Consider the following 18,830-nt stretch of genomic DNA (forward strand, 5'->3'; position numbering starts at 1 on the left):
CGGGACCGGTACGCGGGTTCTCCGGGTCAGCTTGCCGAAGCAAGCCTGAACGAATCGATGAGCGGCTGGAGTTTCGCCGCGCGTGTCTTGAGCGCTGCTTGGTTGACGATCAGGCGCGAGGAAATCTCGGCAACGTCTTCCACGGCGACCAGGTTATTCGCTTTCAGCGTGCCGCCCGTAGAGACCAGGTCGACGATGGCATCGGCCAGCCCGACCAGCGGAGCCAGTTCCATGGAGCCATACAGCTTGATCAGGTCGACGTAAACGCCCTTGCGTGCAAAATGCTCGCGGGCAGCCTGCACATACTTGGTGGCCACGCGCAGGCGCGAGCCTTGGCGCACGGCGGCCTCGTAGTCGAAGCCCTTGCGTACGGCGACGCACAGGCGGCAGCGCGCAATGTTCAGGTCGATGGGCTGATACAGGCCGCCTGGGTGTTCCGCGGCATGCTCGTACAGCACATCCTTGCCGGCGATGCCGAAATCGGCCGCGCCGTACTGGACATAGGTGGGCACATCGGAGGCCCGCACAATGATCAGTTGCAGGTCAGGACTGCTGGTAGGCAGTATGAGCTTGCGCGACGTCTCGGGATTCTCGGTGACGTGTACACCCGCCGCTTCGAGCAATGGCATGGTTTCGTCGAAGATGCGCCCTTTGGACAAGGCGAGCGTAAGGGGTCTGTCTAGGCTGGCGGGGCTCATGCGGCTTCCTGGGTTAGGCGTTGGATATTGGCGCCCACGGAACGCAGCTTCTCTTCCATGCGTTCGTAGCCGCGATCCAGGTGATAGATGCGCTCGACCACGGTGTCGCCGCAGGCTGCCAGGCCGGCGATGACCAAGCTGGCAGAGGCGCGCAGGTCGGTCGCCATGACCGTGGCGCCGGACAATTGCGCAACGCCGGTCACGACGGCCGTGTGTCCGTCGATCTCGATATTCGCGCCCATGCGCCCCAGTTCCTGGACGTGCATGAAGCGATTCTCGAAGATGTTTTCCATAATGACCGCCGTGCCGTCGGCGATGGCGTTCAAGGCCATGAGCTGGGCCTGCATGTCGGTGGGAAAGCCGGGATATTCGCGGGTACGAAAGCCCGTTGCCCGTGGACGCTGGTTCATGGTGCCGCGTATCCAGTCTTCGCCGTAGTCGATGACAAGTCCGGCTTCGCGCAATTTGTCGATGATGGCGCCCATGGTGGACGGTGCAGCATGGCGCAGCATGATGTCGCCGCCCGCCGCGCCGACGGCGCACAGGAAGGTGCCGGCTTCGATGCGATCGGCCACGACGCGATGGGCGGCTCCGTGCAGGCTGTCTACACCGTCAATGACAATGCGGTCGCTGCCATGTCCCTGGATGCGGGCGCCCATTTTGTTGAGCAGTTCGGCGAGGTCGACGATTTCGGGCTCGCGCGCCGCATTCTCGAGTATGGTCTGCCCTTCGGCCAACGTGGCTGCCATCATCAGGTTTTCAGTACCCGTCACGGTCACCATGTCGGTGAGTATGCAGGCGCCCTTGAGCCGCTTGGCCTTGGCAACGACAAAACCATGTTCGATGCGGATCTCGGCGCCCATGGCTTCCAGGCCCTTGATGTGCTGGTCGACCGGGCGCTGGCCGATGGCGCAGCCGCCGGGCAGGCTGACGCGTGCCTCGCCGAAGCGTGCCAGCAGCGGGCCCAGCACCAGGATGGAAGCCCGCATGGTCTTGACCAGCTCGTAGGGCGCTTCCAGGCTGCTGACCTGCGCGGCGCTTAGTTGCAACTGGCCCGGCCCGCTGTGTTCGGACTGCACGCCCAGCTGACCCAATAGCCGCAGGGTGGTGCCGATGTCTTTCAGGCCCGGGACGTTATCGAGGGTAATCGTGTCCGCGGTGAGCAGGCTGGCGCACAGGATAGGCAGCGCGGCGTTCTTGGCCCCCGAAATGGCAAGCTCGCCATTCAGGCGATTGCCGCCGGTGATCAGCAGCTTATCCATTTGGGTTGGCCTGGTACTCGGCAGGCGTGAGGGTGCGCATCGACAAGGCGTGGATCTCGGCTTTCATGCGTTCGCCCAAGGCCGAATACACCAACTGGTGGCGCGCAATAAGGCGCTTGCCTTCAAACGAGGGGCTGACGATCAGTGCCTCGAAATGCGAGCCGTCGCCCCGGACTTCCAGGTGGTCGCAGGGCAGGTTGTCGGCAATGTACTGGCGTACTTGTTCTGGAGTAGGCAACATGGCAATTAATTCCGAAGTTTATAGCCGCTGGCCAACAGGCGCATGGCAAAAAAGCAAAGCACGGTAAACACTGCGGCGACCACCGCCAGGCTATGCCAGGGAGATACGTCCGATACCGCGAAAAAACCGTAGCGAAATCCGTCTATCGTATAGAAAATGGGGTTCCAGCGCGAGACCGCAAGCCAGAAAGGGGGCAGGCTGTGTATGGAATAGAACACCCCCGACAGGAAAGTGGCGGGCATGATCAGGAAGTTCTGGAAGGCGGCCAGCTGGTCGAATTTCTCGGACCATAGGCCGGCGATCACGCCCAGCGTGCCCATAATGCCGCAAGACAGCACGGCAAACACCAGCACCCACAGCACGTTCGACACCGGCAGGGGAACGAAGAACAGCGCCACCAGCCAGACACAGGCGCCCACGCACAGTCCGCGCACGATGGCCGCAAGAATATAGGCGGCAAAGATCTCGCGGTGCGACAGAGGCGGCAACAGGATGAACACCAGGTTGCCGGTTATGCGGCTTTGGATGAGCGATGAAGACGGGTTGGCAAAGGCATTTTGCAACATGCTCATCATCATCAGGCCCGGGATGAGGAAGGACGTGTAGGGCACGGTGCCAAACACCTGTACGCGGCCTTCCAGCACGTGCGCAAAAATCAGCAGGTAAAGCAGCGCGGTCAGTACGGGCGCGGCGATGGTCTGGAATCCCACCTTCCAGAAGCGGGTCAGCTCCTTGCGCAGCAAGGTGGGAAAGCCCGAGCCCATGTCGGTGCGCGGTTGAATCAGCGGAGAGGAGCTCATGCGGTCACCCCAGTGAAGTCATCATTATTCATGATGCGTACAAAGGCATCTTCCAGGTCGGTGCCGCCCACGCGCGCCAGCAGTGCCGCCGTGGTGTCCAGCGCCACCACCCGCCCGCCCTTGAGCATGGCAATGCGTCCGCACAGGGCTTCGGCCTCTTCCAGGTAGTGGGTGGTCAGCAAAATGGTGTGGCCTTCTTTGTTCAGGCGTGCAATGAATTCCCAAAGCGTGCGGCGCAGGTCGACGTCGACACCGGCCGTGGGTTCGTCAAGAATGATGACTGGCGGGCGGTGCACCAGGGCCTGGGCCACCAGCACACGGCGTTTCATGCCGCCTGAAAGCGCCCGCATATTGACGTCGGCCTTGTCGGACAGGCCCAGGTTGCCCAGCACTTCGTCGATCCAGTCGTCGTTGTTGCGCAAGCCGAAGTACCCCGATTGCAGCCGCAACGATTCGCGCACAGTAAAGAAAGGGTCGTAGACGATTTCCTGGGGCACGACGCCCAGCGAGCGGCGTGATTGCTTGAAGTCGGCGACCACATCGTGACCACAGACCCTGGCCGTGCCCGACGTAGCCCTGGCTAAGCCGGCGAGGATGGAAATGAGCGTGGTCTTGCCGGCCCCGTTGGGACCCAGCAATCCAAAGAATTCACCGTGCTCCACCGTCAGGCTGACGTCGTCCAGGGCCTGGAAGCCGCTGGTCGGGGGGCTCGAAGACAGCCACTTGATCATGCTGCGCGGACGAGCAGGGTATATCTTCGAAATATTTTCTAGAGTGAGGGCAGACATGGCAACAAAAAAAGCCCGGCTCGAAATTAAGCCAAGCTATGCATTATAGTAGGTCTGGCCGGCCGGACCTGCTGGGCGCGCAGGAACCGGCTCGGGCGTAAACCGCCTTGCGGCGGTTTTACTGATTGCGCTTGTTCAGCGCGGCAATCAGGCTGTCGACGCCGTTCTGCGAGATTTGCTGCGAAAACTGATTGCGGTAGTTCTGGATCAGCCAGATGCCTTCGACATTCAGGTCATAGATCTTCCAGCCCTGGGGTGTTTTTTCCAGGCGATAGTCGATGCCCACCGATGGACCATTGCCTTGCGACAGCGTGGAACGCACCACCAGGTCGTCCGCCTGGGCGTTGCCCCGGAATGGCAGCATGGAAAAAGACGACTTCTGGTCGACTTTGGTGAAGGCGCCGCTGTAGGTGCGGATGAGCGTTCCCTTGAAAGCCTCTACCAGGGCGCGCTGCTGTTGCGGCGTAGCCTGGCGCCAATGGCGCCCCGCGGCAAGCCGGGTGGTCTTTTCGAGGTTGACGTAAGGTAATACGTAGTCGTTGATGACCTTGTTGATACTGACCAGGTCGCCGGCCTTGACGGCGCGGTCTTTCTTGACGGCATTCAAGGCATTGTTGGCAACGGTTTGCACGAAATCACTGGGTGACTTGGTGGCGTCGACGGTGTCCTGGGCATGGGCTGCGCCCATGCCGGCAAAGGCCAGGCCCAGCAGGCCGGCGCCCAGCAGATGACGGGCGCTGGCCAACGAGAAGATCGAGGTAAAAATCTTGAGCATGAACATCCTGGTTACTGTGCGGCCTTGGCAGCGGGGGCTTCGTCGTCCGAATAGTCGGGTAGACTTTCGTCGCTATAGTCGGGCAGGCTGGTACCGGCACGGCGGCTATCGACTTGGGCTTTGCGTCGCTGGATATAGGCGTCGCGAATGAAGCTGTAGCGGTCCAGCGCCACTTCGTTGACCAGGCGGTCGGCGTCCAGCAGGCTGGCGCGCGTGTCGACGGCGTACAGCGCAACAATGGAATTGCGCAGCGGGATATTGTCGATTTCGAACACGGGCGTAATCGGTGAAATGCCCGCGGCGATAGTGCCCACCGTGCCGGCGCCATCGCGTACCGAACTGGAACCCAGGAACGGCAGTACGACGTAAGGGCCAGCATCCAGGCCCCAAACGCCCAGCGTAACCCCGAAGTCGTTCTGGATACGCTTGGAGCCATTCATGGAAGCGACGTCGATACAACCGCCCAGGCCCATGGTGGTGTTGAACAGCACGCGGCCCAGCGTATTGAAAAAGTCGTGGCCACGGGCTTGCAGGAAGCTATTGGCGGCGGACCAGACGTCGGCCACGTTGTTGAACATGTTGTGGATACAGGTTTGCACCGGTTGCGGCGTAATGGTGTCATAGCCGCTGGCAATGGGCTTCAGAAGGGCCCGGTCAACCGTATCGTTGAAGGTGTACATGCTTCGGTTATAGCTTTCCCACGGGTCGTCAGGACTGGGGTTGCTGACTGTGGCGCATCCCGCCGCAAGCGCCGTGGCGCCCAGCAAGGCGGTCATCTGAAACAGGCGTCGGCTGGGGCTGGCGGACAGTTGGGTAGAGTGAGTCATTTTTTTCGCGGTTATTTTAAGCACCCGTGATTGTAATCGGCTGTGTCCGGGTTTAGGGTTTTGATGTCGGTTCATTACTGGACGTTCCTTGCTGGTCTGCCGAGCTGTACAGGAACTTGCTGATCAGTTCCTCGAGCACGACCGCGCTTTGCGTGTACTGGATCTCGCTGCTGTCCTCCAGCATTTTGTCTTCGCCGCCAGGCGTCAGGCCTATGTACTGCTCGCCGAGCAAGCCCGACGTAAGAATGGAGGCCGATGAATCGCTGGGAAATTCGTATTTCTGTTCCAGTGCCAGGGTGGCGACCGCCTGGTAGCGCACGTTGTCGAACCCTATGCTGGCCACCCGGCCAACCACCACACCGCTGCTCTTGACGGGTGCGCGCACCTTGAGCCCGCCCAGATTATCGAAGTGGGCCTGCACGGTATAGGTCGGCGCCAGCGAAAAGGAGTTCATATTGCCTGCCTGCAAGGCCAGGAACACCAAGGCGACGCCGCCCAGCAGTACAAACAGGCCTACCCAGAAGTCGGTTTTTTCACGCGTCATGATTGATCCATCTATATCGTTAATTGCTGAACATCAGCGCGGTAAGTACAAAGTCGAGTCCCAGCACGACCAGGGAGCCGGCGACCACGGTTCGCGTGGTCGCGCGGGAGACGCCTTCCGGCGTTGCCTTGGCCGTCCAGCCGGCATGCAGGGCAATGAGGGTGACGGCGATGCCGAACACCACGCTTTTCACGACACCGTTGAGCACATCCTTGAATACGTCCACGCCGCCTTGCATTTGCGACCAGAAAACGCCCGGGTCAATGCCGATGAGCAGCACGCCCACGATCCATCCGCCCAGGATACCGACCATGGAAAAAACCGCCGCCAGAATAGGCATGGCAATGACGCCGCCCCAAAAACGGGGAACCAGCACACGCCGTATGGGATCGACCGCCATCACTTCCATGGCTGCAAGCTGTTCGCCGGCCTTCATGAGGCCGATCTCGGCGGTCAGCGACGTGCCCGCCCGTCCGGCAAAGAGCAGGGCCGTGACGACGGGACCGAGCTCGCGCGTCAGCGACAGCGCCACCAGCAAGCCCAGTGCCTCTTCGGACCCGTAGCGGTTCAGCGTGTAATAACCCTGTAAACCCAGCACAAAACCCACGAACAGCCCTGATACTGCAATGATCAGCAGGGAGTAGTTGCCAATGAAATGTATTTGCTGGGACACCAGCCCCGGCCGCCTCAGGGCGCTGCCACTGCGCGCCAGGATGGCGCCGGCCAGACGCATGAAGGCGCCCAGCCCATTAATGCTGTGGCGCACCTTTGCCCCGAGGCTCGTAATCAACTGAACAGGATTGCTCATGAGCGCCCTCCCGTCTGTTGGTTCAGCCACTCGGAGAAGGCAGGCGTCGCGGGGTAATGAAAGGCAATGGGCCCGTCTGGCTCGCCTTTCAGGAACTGGTGCACGTAAGGGTCTTGCGACGCAGAGAGTTCTTCAGGCGTGCCGCTGGCAATAAGCTTGCCTTGCCCCACCATATAGACCTGGTCCGCGATCAGGAAAGACTCGGCTACGTCGTGCGTAATAAGAATGGAAGCGCAATGAAGCCGGTCGGTGAGGCCGCGGATCAGTTGCGCGGTGATGCCCATCGATATGGGATCCAGGCCGGCAAATGGTTCGTCATACAGGATCAGTTCGGGTTCCAGCACGATGGCACGGGCAAGCGCCACGCGACGCGCCATGCCGCCCGATATTTCTGAAATCCGTAGGTGCGCGGCGGTGCGCAGGCCGACCGCGTCGAGCTTGTCCAGCACGCAGGCGGTAATTTGGCTTTCTGAAACCTGCGTGTGTTCGCGCAAGGGAAAGGCCACGTTCTCGAAGACGTTCAAGTCGGTAAACAGTGCGCCTTGCTGGAACAGCACGCCCATGCGCTGACGAAGCTCGCGCAGGCCTTCGCCGCGTACTTGGGCAATATCCTTGCCAAATACCGTTATCGTGCCCGCTTTAGCCGTGATTTGGCCGGTAGCGGCACGAAGCAGGGTCGTCTTGCCGGAACCCGACCCGCCCATCATTGCCACGACCTGTCCTTGACGGACTTCGATGTCGATGCCTTGCAGCACCGTGAAGTCGCCGTAGCCCAGGGCTACGTTGGAGAACTTCACGATCGGGTCAGTGGAGAGGGGTGGATTCATAGAGTCGGAGCCTGACAAGTAGCCTTGCATTGTATCCTTTTGCGCGAAAACCTCCTTATTGCCGCAACGTCAGGCCGTGCCTCCTTAGCGAGGCAGGGTACTGACGCCCATCAGGTATTCATCGACCGACCTGGCGCACTGGCGGCCTTCGCGTATGGCCCACACCACCAGCGATTGCCCGCGGCGCATGTCGCCCGCGGCAAAGACCTTGTCGACGTTCGTGACGTAGTCGTCGGTATTGGCGCGCGCGTTGCCTCGGGCATCCAGATCGACGCCGAAGGCGTCCAGCACATTCTTCACCGGCGACACGAAGCCCATGGCGAGCAGCACGAGGTCGGCGGGCAGTTCGAATTGCGAGCCTTCCAGTTCGCGCATCTTCATCTGCCCGGTGGCTTTGTCCTTGAACCATTCCACGCGCGCGGCCACGAGCTTCTCTACCTTGCCGTCCTTGCCTTCAAACGATTTGGTGCCGACCGCCCAGTCGCGCTCGCAACCTTCTTCGTGCGAGGACGAAGACCGCAGCTTGGCCGGCCAGTACGGCCAGGTCAGCGCCTTGTCTTCCGTTTCGGGCAGCTTGGACATCAGTTCGAACTGCATGACCGACGCCGCGCCTTGGCGATTGCTGGTGCCCACGCAATCCGAGCCGGTATCGCCGCCGCCGATGACAATGACGTGCTTGTCCTTGGCGCTGATCTGCTTGCTGACGCGGTCGCCGTTACAGGCCTTGTTCTGCTGCCGCAGGAAGTCCATGGCGAAGTGCACGCCACGCAACTCGCGGCCCGGCACGGGAAGGTCGCGAGGGTTCTCGGCGCCGCCGGTCAGCACCACCGCGTCGAATTCGGCCTGCAGCGATTCGGGCGTGCGGGTGTTCAGGCCCTCTTCGGCGTGTTCGGGGGCGCCCACATAGGTTGAGGGCGAGAACTCCACGCCCTCGGCTTCCATCTGGCGCAAACGGCGGTCGATATGCGACTTCTCCAGCTTGAAGTCGGGAATGCCGTAGCGCAGCAGGCCGCCGATGCGATTGCTTTTCTCGAAAACCGTCACCGAGTGCCCGGCGCGCGCCAGTTGCTGCGCGCAGGCCAGGCCGGCCGGGCCGGAGCCCACGACGGCAACCCGCTTGCCGGTCTTGCGTACCGGAGGCTGGGGCAGGACCCAGCCTTCCTGCCATCCGTGGTCGATGATTGCGTGTTCGATGGACTTGATGCCCACCGCGTCGCTATTGATATTCAGCGTACAGGCGGCTTCGCAGGGGGCGGGGCACACACGGCCCGTGAACTCGGGGAAGTTGTTGGTCGAGTGCAGCACGTCCAGCGCGCTGTGCCAGTCCTGGCGGTAAACCAGGTCATTCCAGTCGGGGATGATGTTATTGACCGGGCAGCCGCTGGTGCAAAACGGAATCCCGCAGTCCATGCAGCGCGCACCTTGCTGCCTGGCTTCTTCGCTGGTCAGGGTGTGGACGAATTCATTCCAGTGGTTCAGCCGCTTCAGCGGTGCTTCGTAGGTCTCTTTGACACGCTGGAATTCAAGAAAGCCGGTAACTTTGCCCATGTCTTTTCCTCAGGCAGCAATTTGTTGTGGGTTGACCGCGCGCCAGAGCTCGCCCAGGGCGCGTCGGTATTCGATGGGCATGACTTTGACGAAAGACTGTCGGGCACGGTCCCAATCGCCCAGCACGTCACGCGAGCGGAAGCTGCCGGTATAGCGATAGTGATTTTCAATCAATTGACGCAGAATGGTTTCGTCGGTTTCACGCTCGCCGCCGCGCACGGCGCTATGCCAGGTTTCCAGCTGGCCCAGCTTGCTTTGCTCGGCATGCGAGGTCAGTCGCTCGAGCTCGACCATGCTTAGGTTGCAGCGATGTTGGAAGGTGTTGTCCGGATCCCAGACATAGGCGACTCCGCCGGACATGCCGGCCGCAAAGTTGCGTCCGGTTTCGCCCAGCACCACGACCGTACCGCCTGTCATGTATTCGCAACCATGGTCCCCGGTGCCTTCCACAACGGTGGCGGCTCCGGAATTGCGTACGGCGAACCGTTCGCCGGCCACGCCGTTGAAGTAGGCTTCACCGGCCAGGGCTCCGTACAGGACGGTGTTGCCCGCAATGATGTGGTCCGGCCCGAAACCGCGGAAGTCGTTGGGCGAGCGCACGATAATGCGTCCGCCCGACAGGCCCTTGCCCACGTAGTCGTTGGCTTCGCCAACGAGGTCCAGCGTAATGCCGTGGGCCAGGAAGGCGCCAAAGCTTTGTCCGGCTGAGCCGTTGCACTGGATATGTATGGTGTCGTCAGGCAGCCCTTCATGGCCGTAGCGCGACGCCACGACGCCGGACAGCATGGCGCCGATGGTGCGGTTGCGATTGCGTACCGGTGTAATGAACGACACTTTCTCGCCGCGTTCAATGGCCGCCTTGCTGCGCTCGATCAGCTGATGGTCCAGGGCATGATCCAGCGCATGGTCCTGCTCGGCGGTCTGATACAGCGCGGTCGTGGTGGGTACCGCATGGAACACGCGGGTGAAGTCCAGCCCCTTCGCCTTCCAGTGCTCGATGCCGGGGCGGGTGTCGAGCAAATCGACACGTCCTACCATTTCGTCGAAACGGCGTATGCCCAGCTGCGCCATGATCTCGCGGACTTCTTCGGCCACGAAGAAGAAGAAGTTGACCACGTGCTCGGGCTTGCCCTGAAATTTCTTGCGCAGTACGGGATCCTGGGTGGCAACGCCTACCGGACACGTGTTCAGGTGGCATTTGCGCATCATGATGCAGCCTTCCACCACCAGCGGCGCCGTGGCAAAGCCGAACTCGTCTGCGCCCAGCAAGGCCCCGATGGCGACGTCGCGGCCGGTTTTCATCTGGCCGTCGGCCTGGACGCGGATGCGATTGCGCAGGTTGTTCAGGATCAGGGTTTGTTGCGTTTCAGCCAGACCCAATTCCCAGGGCGTTCCGGCATGCTTGATGGACGACACGGGCGATGCGCCGGTGCCGCCATCGTGGCCGGCGATCACCACGTGGTCGGCCTTGGCTTTGGCCACCCCCGTGGCCACCGTGCCCACGCCCACTTCCGACACCAGCTTCACGGAAATCGATGCCTTGGGATTCACATTCTTCAGGTCATGGATGAGCTGTGCCAGGTCTTCGATGGAGTAGATGTCGTGATGGGGCGGTGGCGATATCAACCCCACGCCGGGCACGGAGTAACGCAGCTTGGCAATGTATTCCGTAACCTTGTGGCCGGGCAGTTGGCCGCCTTCCCCGGGCTTGGCGCCCTGGGCCATCTTGATCTGGATCTGGTCGGCGCTGGAGAGGTATTCGGCCGAGACGCCGAAACGGCCCGACGCCACTTGCTTGATGCGCGAACGCAGGGAGTCGCCGGCAAGCAGCGGCACGTCGGCTTCGATGCGGTCCGAACCCAGGAAGGAAGCCAGCGTGTCGCCCTTCTTGACGGTGCTCTTGCCGGCGCGCATTTCGGCGCGGTAGCGCAATTCGTCTTCGCCGCCTTCGCCCGTATTGGATTTTCCGCCGATACGATTCATGGCAACGGCCAGTACCGTATGTGCTTCGGTCGAGATCGAGCCCAGCGACATGGCGCCCGTTGCAAAGCGCTTGACGATTTCCTTGGCGGGTTCCACTTCGCTGAGCGGAATGGCGCGGGTGGGATCGACCTTGAACTCGAACAAGCCGCGCAGCGTCATATGGCTTCGCGACTGGTTGTTGATCAGCTGGGCGTATTCCTTGTACGTGCTGTAGTTATTGGCGCGCGCGGCGTGCTGCAGCTTGGCGATGGAGTCGGGCGACCACATATGTTCTTCGCCACGCACCCGCCAGGCATACTCGCCGCCGGCGTCCAGTGCGTTGCTCAGTACCGGATCGGTGCTGAAGGCCGCGCGATGCACGCGCAGCGCTTCCTCGGCCACTTCGAAAATGCCTATGCCCTGGATGGTGCTGGGCGTGCCGGTGAAGTACTTGCCGATCAGGCTGTTGTTAAGGCCCACCGCCTCAAAGATCTGGGCGCCGGTGTAGGACATGTACGTCGAGATGCCCATCTTGGACATCACTTTGTTCAAGCCTTTGCCGATGGCCTTGATGTAGTTCTTGATCGCCACGTCGGGCTGGTCCATGGCGGCCAGCGATTCCAGCGCCAGATAGGGATGGATGGCTTCGGCGCCGTAGCCGCCCAGCAAGGCAAAGTGATGCACTTCGCGAGCCGATCCGGTTTCCACGACCAGGCCGGTCTTGGTGCGCAGCCCGGCGCGTATCAAGTGCAGGTGTATGGCCGATGTGGCCAGCAGGGCCGGAATGGCAACGCGCTCACTGTCGATGTTGCGGTCGCTGATCAGCAGGATGTTATAGCCGCTGAGCACGGCGTCGGCCGCGTTCGAGCACAGCGACGCGATACAGGCTTCAATGCCGTCGGGGCCCCACTCGGTGGGGTAGGTGATGTCCAGTTCGAAGCTGCGAAACTTGCTCGAGGTGATCTTCTCGATATTGCGGATCTGTGCAATGGCCGCGCCGTCCAGCACCGGCTGGGTTACTTCCAGGCGCAGCGGCGGGTTCACGTTGTTGATGTCCAGCAGATTGGGCTTGGGGCCAATAAAGGACACCAGCGACATCACCAATTGTTCGCGTATGGGATCGATAGGCGGGTTGGTGACTTGCGCAAACAATTGGCGGAAGTAGTTGTAGAAAGGCTTGGCGCGGTTGGAAAGCACCGCCAGCGGGGCATCGTTGCCCATCGAGCCCATGGCTTCTTCGCCGGTAAGGGCCATGGGCTGCAGGATGAATTTGTAGTCTTCCTGGGTCCAGCCGAATGCTTGCTGGCGATCGAGCAGGGACGCCACCTTGGGCGCGGTACCGGCGTCCACGACCTGGGTCGGCAGCGATTCCAGCTTCAGGCGCAGGCGCTCGATCCACTGGCGGTACGGCCGTGTATTGGCCAGTTGCGACTTGATTTCCGAGTCGTCGATGATGCGGCCTTGCTGCAGGTCGATCAGGAACATCTTGCCCGGCTGAAGACGCCATTTCTTGATAATGCGGTGCTCGGGAATGGGCAGGGTGCCGGCCTCGGACGCCATGATCACCATGTCGTCGTCGGTGATCAGGTAGCGGGCCGGGCGCAGGCCGTTGCGGTCCAGCGTTGCGCCGATCTGGCGCCCATCGGTAAACGCCACGGCGGCGGGACCATCCCAGGGCTCCATCATGGCGGCATGGTATTCATAGAAGGCGCGGCGGTTTTCGTCCATGCCGGTATGCTGTTCCCAGGCTTCGGGGATCATCATCATCATGGCGTGCGCCAGCGAATAGCCGGACATCACCAGCAATTCCAGGCAATTGTCGAACGTTGCCGTGTCGGACTGGCCCTCGTAGACGATAGGGTAGAGCTTGGGCAGGTCTTCGCCCAGCACGGCCGATTGCATGGCGCCTTCGCGCGCGCGCAGCCAGTTGAAATTGCCCTTGACCGTATTGATTTCGCCGTTGTGCGCAATCATGCGGTAAGGGTGGGCCAAGGGCCACGCCGGAAAGGTATTGGTCGAGAAACGCTGGTGCACCATGGCCAGCGCAGATACCGCCCGGGTGTCGGCCAGGTCGCGGTAATAGCTGCCGACCTGGTTGGCCAGCAACAAGCCTTTATAGACCACCGTACGCACCGAGATCGAAGGCACGAAATATTCCTGGCCGTGCGCGAGCTGCATATGCTGGATGGCATGGCTGGCGGTCTTGCGTATGACGTAGAGTTTGCGTTCCAGCGCGTCGGGCACCATGATGTCGTTGCCGCGGCCAATGAACAGCTGGCGTATCACCGGCTCACAGGATCGCACCGTCGGCGACATTGGCATGTCGCGGTCCACCGGCACGTCGCGCCAGCCTAATACAACCTGGCCCTCGTCGCGCACCGCGCGTTCGAGCTCCTGTTCACAGGCCAGGCGGGAAGCCGTTTCCTTGGGCAGGAACACCATGGCCACGCCGTATTCATCCGGTGGAGGCAGTTCAACGCCCTGCGCGGCCATTTCTTCACGGTACAAGGCGTCGGGAATCTGGACCAGTATGCCCGCGCCGTCGCCCATGAGTTCGTCGGCGCCTACCGCGCCGCGATGGTCCAGGTTCTCCAGGATCTTGAGCCCTTGCTGGATGATGGAGTGGCTTTTCTTGCCCTTGATGTGCGCGACGAAACCGACACCACAGGCATCGTGTTCGTTGGTGGGGCTATACAGGCCCTGGGCCGATGGAGCCAGCCCGGAAACCTTCAATGGCTTCAATGGCGCCGGCATGGCGGGAACCACCGTAGGCTTGCGACCCTGTTTCAGGGCGGCGGCGGACACGTCGGGCGTGCCGGCGGAAAGGAGCTGGGCGCTTGATAATTTGGACATAGAAGGACTCGCAGGTCGATTGGCACCGTCAGGCCGGCCGACCATGCTTTCAGGTGCAGGTCGGCGTAGCGCGGGTTTGGTGCAGTGCAGTAGACGAAAGATACTGCCCGTTTGTTGATTTTACAAGCGCAATAATTAGGGTGCGTCCCTAATTATTATCGTAATAGTTCATTTAATAGATAATAAGGGACGCATCTAAAATGCTGAAACTAAACAGAAAATATAGTCGCTTCGACTGGATTTTGCCGCGCTTGCACCACAATATGCACCAAGACAGGGCATAAAATTTTGACAGGGGCGGGTGAAAATACTGCTACACAGATGGGGTGGTCTTACGAGGCCTGCCGCGACTTGCCGGCATAAGGCGCCGTGTAGCCAGCGTGGACAGCTTGTCTACGAACCCCGCATCGCCCAGCACCCATTGCCCGAATAGCGCTTGCTCAATGCGTTGGCCTTGCGCGGCAGACAAGCCGTTTTGCATGCGTTCCCGGTAGTTGGCTTCTCGGGCGAAGGGGGTATTTCCGTCCTGCCAATAGTCGACGTGGTCGTTAAGCAGCGTGCGGCCAAGGGCGGCCGCGTCCATCGGCGTACCCGTTGGGGTTCCGGCATGCACGCCGGTGTGTGCCGCCGCCGACGACCATGGCCAGCTTTCAGCCCGGTCCACATAGCGCTGCTGCACGGGCAGGGATTCCAGCCAGACCAAGGCAGGCAGCACCCAGGCTCCGGGCTCAACCAGTGTGCTGCGATACCGGCCCGCAAAGACGCGCCCACGCCGCATATGGGTGGCCAGTCGCCGACCCAGCGCCTGCATCAGCCGGGACAGGCCTTGCGCATCGGGCGGCGTGGCCAGCAAGGTAATGCGATCGTTCAGCAATAGCCAGCCATGCACGGCCACCTTGTATTCACGGGCATCGTGCAGCAGCCATTCCAGCAGCCGGTCCAGCTCCGCAGAAGGAGTCGGATCGGATACAGCGGCCAGGGGGCGTACAAATTCAGCCTGTACAAGCTGGGGAACCTGCGGGGCATAGAGGCGTGGCAGTCGGGCCATGGGAAAAGAGGGTTTCCAGTGGAATTGGCACTATTCTACGGTAGCCGGGCGTTTCCCATTTCGGGTACATTTATCGGACGCGGCCCTAATGCAGGCTCCTTCAGAAAAGGCTACTCTGATTGCGGTGGCCGGCCCGGGCGGTCGCGCCAGATGGCTCACCTGTTTTCCTCGGAGGTATGTTTATGCAGTCTGGTCAATCCGGTCAACGAGCGGTCGCTGGAACGGCCCGCTTTCATGTCCGCAAGGTGGCTGTGTGCGGCGCGGGCGTCATGGGCGCGCAAATTGCGGCGCACTGCGTAAATGCGGGCGTGCCCGTGGTGTTGTTCGACCTGCCGGCCAAAGAGGGCGACAAGAACGGAATCGCCAAGCGCGCGATTGCGCAACTTGCCAAGCTCAATCCCGCCCCCTTGGGAACCGCGGCGCTGGCCGACCTTATCATTCCCGCAAACTACGACGACGACCTGCACCGCCTGGCCGAATGCGACCTTGTCATCGAAGCCATTGCCGAGCGGCTGGACTGGAAGCGCGACCTCTATCAGAAGCTGGCGCCCGCCATCAAGCACGATGCCATCATTGCCAGCAATACATCCGGCTTATCCATCACCCAGCTTGCGGCGGCATTGCCCGAGTCGCTACGCCATCGATTCTGCGGCGTGCATTTTTTCAATCCTCCGCGCTACATGGCCCTGGTCGAGCTCATTCCCACGGCTGACACCCGGCCCGCTTTGCTGGACCTGCTGGAAACCTTCCTGGTCTCGCAACTGGGCAAAGGCGTCGTGCGCGCCAAGGACACGCCCAACTTTATCGGCAACCGCATCGGCGTATTCGGCATCCTGTCGGTATTCGCCCAGGCTGACACGTTCGGGCTGCCGTACGAACTGGTCGATGAACTGACCGGCACACGGCTGGGCCGCGCAAAGTCCGGCACCTTCCGCACGGCCGACGTCGTCGGCCTGGATACCCTGGCGCACGTCATACGCACCATGCAGGATCAGCTGCCGCAAGATCCTTTCCATAGCCATTTTGGCGTGCCGGACGTCGTGGACGGCCTCGTACAGCAAGGCGCCCTGGGGCAGAAAACCGGCGCGGGCTTCTACCGCAAGGAAGGCAAGGCCATACTCCGGCTGGATCCCGCCAAGAAAGAATACGTGCCTGCCGATACCAAGATCGATGAGTCCGTGGCGGCGATCCTGGCTGAACGCGATCCGGCCAAAAAGCTGCGCGCGCTGCATGACTCGGACCATCCGCAGGCGCAATTCCTATGGGCAATACTGCGCGACAGCTTTCATTACAGCGCCGTACACCTCGAGGCCATCGCCGATACGGCGCGCCAGGTCGACCTAGCCATGAAGTGGGGCTTCGGCCATGCGCAAGGTCCCTTCGAGATCTGGCAATCGGCGGGCTGGCACGATGTGGCCAACTGGATACAACAAGACATCGACGCCGGCAAAACCTTGTCCGCGGCGCCGCTGCCGCAATGGGCAACGCGTGGTCCGGTCTGGGAAGCACAGGGCGTGCACACGGCGGCCGGTTCATGGAATCCGCGCCACAAGCGTTTTGAAGGCCGCAGCAGCTTGCCGGTATACCAGCGGCAAATCGGCGCGCCGCGCCTTGTCGGCGAAGTGCAAGACCTTGACGCGGCAGTGGTCTACGAAAACGACGCCCTGCGATGCTGGACATTGCCCGCGCCCCATCCCCAGGACGTGCTGATCGTCTCGTTCAAAACCAAGATGCACACCCTGAGCCCCGGCGTGGTGCGCGGCATCGTGCATGCGGTCGACCTGGCCGAAGCCTCCTACAAGGCCTTGGTCATCGGCCAGCTGGAAGATCCATTTTCCGCGGGCGCCGATTTGAAAGCCATGCTACCCGCCTTCCTGGAAGGCGGTGCCGCCGCCGTCGAGCCGATAGAGCGGGAGATGCAGGACATGGTCTTGCGCCTGCGCTATGCGCAAGTCCCGGTGGTCGCGGCGCTGGCCGGACTGGCGCTGGGCGGCGGCTGCGAACTGGCCGTTCATTGCGCGCAACGGGTCGCGCATTTCGAGACCTATATCGGGCTTGTCGAGGTGGGCATAGGGCTGGTTCCCGGCGCGGGCGGCCTGGCATTCTGCGCGCGGCGGGCCGCCGAACTTCAGGCCGAGGCCGCGCCCGATGCGCCCTTGCTGGCCTTCGTCAAGAAATTTGCCTTGGCGGTCGCCAGCGCCCAGGTGTCAAAATCCGCGCTGGATGCGCGCAATATGGGCTACCTGCGCGCGTCTGACCCCATCGTCATGAATCGCCACGAATTGCTGTATGTGGCCGTGCGCCAGGCACAGGCGCTGGCCGAAGCCGGCTGGCGCGCGCCCTTGCCGTCACGGTTTCCCGTCGCCGGCAGGGACGGCATTGCCACGCTCAAGGCGCAGCTGCTCAACATGAAGGTGGGCGGCTATATTTCCGAACACGACTTCGTGGTGGCCGAAAAAGTGGCCCAGGTTCTCTGCGGCGGCGACGTCGACCCGGTTTCCCTGGTGGACGAGGCCTGGATGCTCAAGCGCGAGCGCGACGCTTTTCTGGAGCTGCTGGTCCAGCCCAAGACACAAGAGCGTATCGCGGGCATCCTGGAGACCGGCAAGCCGGTCCGTAACTGATCGCCAAGACCACAACGGAGTCATGCATGACCACATTGCAACAAGCCTATATCGTCGCGGCAACACGCAGCCCCATCGGCAAGGCGCCTCGCGGCATTTTTTCACACACTCGCCCCGATGAATTGCTGGCTACCGTCATCAAGGGACTGCTGGCGCAAGTTCCCGACCTGGATCCGGCGGCCATTGAAGACGCCATTGTGGGCTGCGCCATACCGGAAGGGCCGCAGGGCCTGAATGTGGCGCGTATTGGCGCCTTGCTGGCGGGCTTGCCGTCGTCCGTCGCGGGCGTAACCGTCAATCGCTTCTGCGCATCGGGCCTGACTGCCATCGCCATGGCCGCCGACCGCATACGCGTGGGCGAGGCCGACATCATCATCGCGGCCGGCACCGAGTCCATGAGCCTGGTTCCCACCATGGGTGTCAGCACGTCATTCAGTCCGCGTATCTTTGCCGATGATGAGAACCTGGGCATCGCCTACGGCATGGGCTTGACGGCCGAACAGGTAGCCACCCGATGGAAGGTATCCCGCGAGGACCAGGATGCATTTGCGCTACGCTCGAACCAGCGCGCCATTGCCGGCCAGCAAAAGGGCGAGTTTGCTGACGAGATATTGCCCATCGATGTCATAAGCCGGCGGCCGGATCTCGATACCGGAGAGATCGTGGTGAGCCACAAAACAGTCATGCTCGACGAAGGCCCGCGGCCCGACACCAGCATGCAGGCCCTGGCAAAGCTGCGCCCGGCGTTCGCCGCCCGCGGCAGCGTGACGGCCGGCAACAGTTCGCAGATTTCGGATGGCGCCGGCGCGCTGCTGGTCGTGTCGGAGCGGGCGCTGAAAGCGCACAACCTGACACCCCTGGCGCGATTCGTGTCCTTCGCGGTTAAAGGCGTACCGCCTGAAATCATGGGAATCGGACCCAAGGAAGCCATCCCCCATGCCTTGAAGCTGGCCGGCCTGCGGCTGGATCAAATCGGCTGGATAGAGCTGAATGAAGCGTTTGCCGCGCAATCGCTGGCGGTCATGCGCGACCTGGACCTGAACCCGGACATCGTCAATCCGCTGGGTGGCGCCATTGCGCTGGGCCATCCACTGGGTGCAACCGGCGCCATCAGGGCGGCGACCGTCATACATGGACTGCGCAGGCGAAATCTGGAGTACGGCATGCTAACCATGTGTGTCGGCACCGGCATGGGGGCGGCGGGCATCTTCCAGCGGGTCTAAAA

At 61.8% G+C, this 18,830-nt stretch carries 15 protein-coding genes; 2 read left to right on the forward strand and 13 right to left on the reverse strand.

The genetic code is table 11. The annotated features are described in order from the left end of the window. Positions 1-26: 26 nt before the first annotated feature. The 13 genes from hisG to CR159_RS09615 all read right to left on the reverse strand — a co-directional run bounded on the left by hisG (position 27) and on the right by CR159_RS09615 (position 14,981). Positions 27-698 (reverse strand): ATP phosphoribosyltransferase, encoded by a 672-nt coding sequence (gene hisG / locus CR159_RS09555; RefSeq protein ID WP_102073782.1) that lies wholly within the window; start codon positions 696-698, stop codon positions 27-29. Then, positions 695-1,960, reverse strand: coding sequence for a UDP-N-acetylglucosamine 1-carboxyvinyltransferase (gene murA / locus CR159_RS09560; RefSeq protein ID WP_102073783.1), 1,266 nt, complete (start codon positions 1,958-1,960; stop codon positions 695-697). The genes hisG and murA overlap by 4 nt, the downstream gene beginning before the upstream one ends. Continuing rightward, positions 1,953-2,201 (reverse strand): BolA family protein, encoded by a 249-nt coding sequence (locus CR159_RS09565; protein ID WP_199173279.1) that lies wholly within the window; start codon positions 2,199-2,201, stop codon positions 1,953-1,955. Before CR159_RS09565 ends, murA begins: the two co-directional genes overlap by 8 nt. A gap of 5 nt (positions 2,202-2,206) precedes the next feature. After that, positions 2,207-3,001: an ABC transporter permease gene (locus tag CR159_RS09570; RefSeq protein ID WP_102073785.1), complete on the reverse strand. Its 795-nt coding sequence runs from the start codon at positions 2,999-3,001 to the stop codon at positions 2,207-2,209. Continuing rightward, positions 2,998-3,789: an ABC transporter ATP-binding protein gene (locus tag CR159_RS09575; RefSeq protein ID WP_102073786.1), complete on the reverse strand. Its 792-nt coding sequence runs from the start codon at positions 3,787-3,789 to the stop codon at positions 2,998-3,000. Before CR159_RS09575 ends, CR159_RS09570 begins: the two co-directional genes overlap by 4 nt. A gap of 118 nt (positions 3,790-3,907) precedes the next feature. Then, complete coding sequence (locus CR159_RS09580) at positions 3,908-4,564, reverse strand: MlaC/ttg2D family ABC transporter substrate-binding protein (RefSeq protein WP_439650511.1); 657 nt, start codon at positions 4,562-4,564, stop codon at positions 3,908-3,910. An 11-nt stretch (positions 4,565-4,575) separates the two neighbouring features. Then, on the reverse strand, positions 4,576-5,391 hold the full coding sequence (locus CR159_RS09585) for an MlaA family lipoprotein (protein ID WP_102073787.1): 816 nt from the start codon (positions 5,389-5,391) through the stop codon (positions 4,576-4,578). Positions 5,392-5,443: 52 nt separating this feature from the next. Continuing rightward, positions 5,444-5,935 (reverse strand): outer membrane lipid asymmetry maintenance protein MlaD, encoded by a 492-nt coding sequence (gene mlaD / locus CR159_RS09590; RefSeq protein WP_102073788.1) that lies wholly within the window; start codon positions 5,933-5,935, stop codon positions 5,444-5,446. Between the two features lie 19 nt (positions 5,936-5,954). Then, entirely contained in the window at positions 5,955-6,743 is a 789-nt protein-coding gene (gene mlaE, locus CR159_RS09595) for a lipid asymmetry maintenance ABC transporter permease subunit MlaE (protein ID WP_102073789.1), read from the reverse strand. Beyond that, positions 6,740-7,570: an ABC transporter ATP-binding protein gene (locus tag CR159_RS09600; protein ID WP_102073814.1), complete on the reverse strand. Its 831-nt coding sequence runs from the start codon at positions 7,568-7,570 to the stop codon at positions 6,740-6,742. Before CR159_RS09600 ends, mlaE begins: the two co-directional genes overlap by 4 nt. 84 nt (positions 7,571-7,654) lie before the next feature. Continuing rightward, entirely contained in the window at positions 7,655-9,118 is a 1,464-nt protein-coding gene (locus tag CR159_RS09605; RefSeq protein ID WP_102073790.1) for a glutamate synthase subunit beta, read from the reverse strand. A gap of 9 nt (positions 9,119-9,127) precedes the next feature. Next, a complete protein-coding gene (locus CR159_RS09610; protein ID WP_102073815.1) occupies positions 9,128-13,834 on the reverse strand; it encodes a glutamate synthase-related protein in 4,707 nt (1,568 codons plus the stop codon). A 412-nt stretch (positions 13,835-14,246) separates the two neighbouring features. Then, positions 14,247-14,981: a hypothetical protein gene (locus CR159_RS09615; RefSeq protein WP_102073791.1), complete on the reverse strand. Its 735-nt coding sequence runs from the start codon at positions 14,979-14,981 to the stop codon at positions 14,247-14,249. 182 nt (positions 14,982-15,163) lie between these two features. Between CR159_RS09615 and CR159_RS09620 the strand changes: the two genes are divergently transcribed. Together CR159_RS09620 and CR159_RS09625 are read left to right on the forward strand one after the other, a co-directional pair. Then, positions 15,164-17,605, forward strand: coding sequence for a 3-hydroxyacyl-CoA dehydrogenase/enoyl-CoA hydratase family protein (locus CR159_RS09620; protein WP_102073792.1), 2,442 nt, complete (start codon positions 15,164-15,166; stop codon positions 17,603-17,605). A gap of 26 nt (positions 17,606-17,631) precedes the next feature. After that, positions 17,632-18,828 carry an acetyl-CoA C-acyltransferase gene (locus tag CR159_RS09625; protein ID WP_102073793.1) on the forward strand — a complete coding sequence of 399 codons (1,197 nt, stop codon included), beginning with the start codon at positions 17,632-17,634 and terminating at the stop codon, positions 18,826-18,828. Positions 18,829-18,830: the final 2 nt, after the last annotated feature.

It is taken from the genome of Pollutimonas subterranea (assembly GCF_002849655.1).
Lineage (GTDB): Bacteria > Pseudomonadota > Gammaproteobacteria > Burkholderiales > Burkholderiaceae_B > Pollutimonas > Pollutimonas subterranea.